Source organism: Methylacidimicrobium tartarophylax (genome assembly GCF_902143375.2).
Classification (GTDB): Bacteria; Verrucomicrobiota; Verrucomicrobiia; order Methylacidiphilales; family Methylacidiphilaceae; genus Methylacidimicrobium; species Methylacidimicrobium tartarophylax.
Window position 1 is genome coordinate 1 of the sequence record NZ_CABFVA020000056.1, and the last position, 3,263, is coordinate 3,263.

The window sequence follows — 3,263 nt, forward strand, 5'->3', positions numbered from 1 at the left end:
GCCACCGCCACGGCGGCTACCGCCTTGAAGATCATCCAGCGCAGATCTTCCAGATGGTCGAGGAAGGGTTTCTCGTCGGCGGAAGGCATCGTTACGCGGCGGGGCTCGGGGGAGCAGGACGAGCCGTATCGCCTTTCGGCAAGGCCGGCCTCCCGTAAAACTTCTTTCCCAACTCGATCCTGGGACGTCCGTTGCTGGTGCGCCAGCGGTTCGTGTCCCGCAGCGAATAAAGACAGCCGCAATACTCCTGCTGATAAAAGCCCTCTTCGCGGGAGAGGGAGATCATCCGCTCCGCACCGCCGAGCTTTCTCCAGTTGTAGGTCCAGTAGGTGAGGCCGGAATGGCGGGAAGCAGCCCGCACCCCGGCCCCCGTAACCTGTTCGAAGTCTTTCCACCGCGAGATGCCGAGGCTACTCGTGAAGACGGAGAAACCATGCTCAGCCGCATAGAGGGCGGTCCGCTCGAAGCGCAGGTCGAAGCAGGCCGTGCAGCGCACGCCGCGCTCGGGCTCCCATTCGAGCCCGCGTACCCGGGAAAACCAGTTGTCGGTATCGTAATCCGCATCGACAAAGGGCACGGAAAGCTTTTGGGCAAAGGCGATGTTCTCGCGCTTGCGCAGCTCGTACTCGGGACGCGGATGGATGTTCGGATTGTAGAAGAAGACCGTGAGCTCGGCCCCCTTGGCCAGGATCTTCTCCATGACGGCGCCCGCGCAGGGGGCGCAGCAGGAGTGGAGGAGAACCTTGGTCTCTCCCGCGGGCAGCTCGAACTTGGGTGCGGTCGGCCGACGTCGCATCATCCAGAACCAAGCTCGGAACGGGTCGTCTTGGCAAGAGGAAGTTGATCGCGACGGCTCTCTTCCGGGGTGTCGGATCAGCCCAAGACCCGATCGAGGCTGCGGCGCAGCTCCTCGAGACGGCCCGAGAATCGTACGGGGTAGGGGGCCGCCGCTGGAGTGAGGACGCGTAGCTCCTCGGGAAGGGAGGCAAGTCCTCGCGCGCTCCTCTCTCGGGCGGCGAGCAGCGTCTCGGGAGAAAAGAGGCGCTCCCCGCCTTTCATCACGGGACGCAGAAGGGGTTCCCCGGGATGATCCTCTCCATCGAGAGCCACCAGGTCGGAGGCGATCTTGCCGGCGGGATCGTACTGCCGGAACACCTGCTTGCGCCCAGGCCACGTTGCCTTGCCCTCGGAGCGCTTTCTCCGGGCCTTTCCCGCATACTCCTCGAGCTTGTAGACGCAATCGAGATAGGGCGCATCGGAGGAGGTGTCGAGGGAGGTGCCGATCCCGAAGCCGTCAATCGGAGCAGCCGCCGCAACGAGCTCTTGAAGCCTTTCTTCGGAGAGGTTTCCACTCGCGAAGATGCCGACGCCCGTCAAGCCCGCATCGTCGAGGATCCGGCGGACGCGACGCGCGTGGGCGCCGAGATCCCCGCTGTCGAGGCGGACGGCCAGCGGCCGAATGCCTCGTTCCTCCAGACGCGGGGTGAGGGCGGCGAGCTTCCGGACAGCTTTCTCGGTATCGTACGTGTCGATGAGGAAGACGGCGCGATCGGGATTGGCCTCGGCGAAGCGAAGAAAGGCCTCCTCCTCGGAGTCATGCGCCTGAATGAAGGAGTGGGCCATCGTCCCGGAAAGCGGAATCCCAAACCGCCTGCCTGCGAGAACCGTGGCGGTCGCCGAGAAGCCGGCCAGAAAGGCGGCTCGGGCCGCGTAGAGGCCCGCTTCGGCGCCATGCGCCCGGCGAAGACCGAAATCGACGAGTTCCTTGCCGGGCGCAACTAATACCGACCGTGCCGCCTTGGACGCGATCATGGTTTGGAAGTGGATCAGGTTGATGATTCGGCTTTCGAAGAGCTGGGCTTGGGGGAGGGGTGCCGTAACGCGCAGGATCGGCTCTTCGGGAAAGCAGAGAGTTCCTTCGGGCATCGCATGGACGTCGCCCTGGAAGCGAAAGTCGCGAAGCCAGTCGAGGAACTCCCGGCGGAACCCATGACACGCGAGCCAGTCGATCTCCTCCGCCTGGAAGCGGGCGGATTCCAGGAAGGAGAGAGCTTGTTCGAGGCCGGCGGCGAGGAGGAAGTTCCGATTCTTGGGCAGCTTGCGGATAAAGAATTCGAAAACGGCCGTTTCGTTCATGCCCTCGTGGAAATAGCCCTGGAGCATGGTCAGTTCGTAGAGGTCAATGAGGAGGAGGGTCGATTCGAGGTTCATGGATCAATTCGAGAAGATCGAGAATAGATAAAATTAGATGGCTGAGAAGCCTCTCAACAGCAAGGATCGGATGCGGCCGGAGCCCGAGAATCCCTGTGGGCTTGCGCTTCTCTTCGGCCGGGTGATAGGCTCGCTCTCATTCATGGAACCCGATTCAGGTTCGCCTCCCACGTCGTCTCCTTCCCAGCCGGTAGCGGGTTATATCATGGAAGTCCATGGTCCGGTGGTCGAAATCGAATGCGAGCGCCTGCCGCCGATCCACTGGTGCCTCCGGACCTGCTTCGATCACGAGTGCTATACCTTCGAGGTTCACCAGCACCTCGACGCGCATCATCTCCGCGCGATCACCCTCCACTCGACGGCGGGCCTGCGGCGGGGGATGCCTGTCCAGGACGGGGGCGGCTTTCTCCGGGTTCCCACTTCCCGCGAGTGCCTGGGACGCCTCGTCAATGTCTTCGGAGAGCCGCTCGACGGGAAGGAACCGATCGCGACGACCGAATACCGGAACATCGTCCAGGAGCCTCCTCCTCTTTCGGAGATGGTCGGGTCCAAGGAGATTCTCCGGACGGGGCTCAAGGTCATCGATCTCCTCTGCCCCTTCGTGAAGGGGGGGAAGACGGGACTCTTCGGCGGAGCCGGCGTGGGGAAGACCGTGCTCATGATGGAGTTCATGCATGCCGTTGCCGCCATCCATCATGGCGTGTCGGTCTTCGCCGGCGTGGGGGAGAGGATTCGCGAAGGCCACGAGCTCTGGCATTCGATGCAGGAGGCGGGGGTCATGGAGCAGACGCTGATGGTCTTCGGCCAGATGAATGAGTCGCCGGGGGTGCGCTTTCGGGTAGGGCTCACGGCGCTCTCCTACGCGGAGTATTTGCGGGACACGCTGCAGAAAGAGGTTCTCTTCCTCATGGACAACCTCTTCCGCTTCGTGCAGGCCGGAAGCGAGGTTTCCGGGCTGCTGGGCCGTATGCCGGCGATGGTGGGCTATCAGCCGACCCTTCTCACCGAAGTGGCCGAGCTCGAGGATCGGATCGTCTCGACCCAGCGGGGCA

Annotated in this window: 3 protein-coding genes; 1 reads left to right on the plus strand and 2 read right to left on the minus strand. The window is 63.2% G+C overall.

Going from position 1 to position 3,263, the window contains the following annotated elements; genetic code table 11:
• Positions 1-91 precede the first annotated feature (91 nt).
• Both MAMT_RS05125 and MAMT_RS05130 read right to left on the minus strand, forming a co-directional pair.
• Complete coding sequence (locus MAMT_RS05125) at positions 92-796, minus strand: epoxyqueuosine reductase QueH (protein WP_142659931.1); 705 nt, start codon at positions 794-796, stop codon at positions 92-94.
• A 77-nt stretch (positions 797-873) separates the two neighbouring features.
• The gene (locus MAMT_RS05130; RefSeq protein ID WP_142659930.1) at positions 874-2,211 is read right to left on the minus strand and encodes a nicotinate phosphoribosyltransferase; all 1,338 of its coding nucleotides are present in this window, start codon (positions 2,209-2,211) and stop codon (positions 874-876) included.
• A 142-nt stretch (positions 2,212-2,353) separates the two neighbouring features.
• On the opposite strand from MAMT_RS05130, the gene MAMT_RS05135 reads away from it, so the two are divergent.
• Positions 2,354-3,263 (plus strand): F0F1 ATP synthase subunit beta (locus MAMT_RS05135; RefSeq protein ID WP_512698671.1); only part of this gene is annotated, 910 nt, incomplete at its 3' end.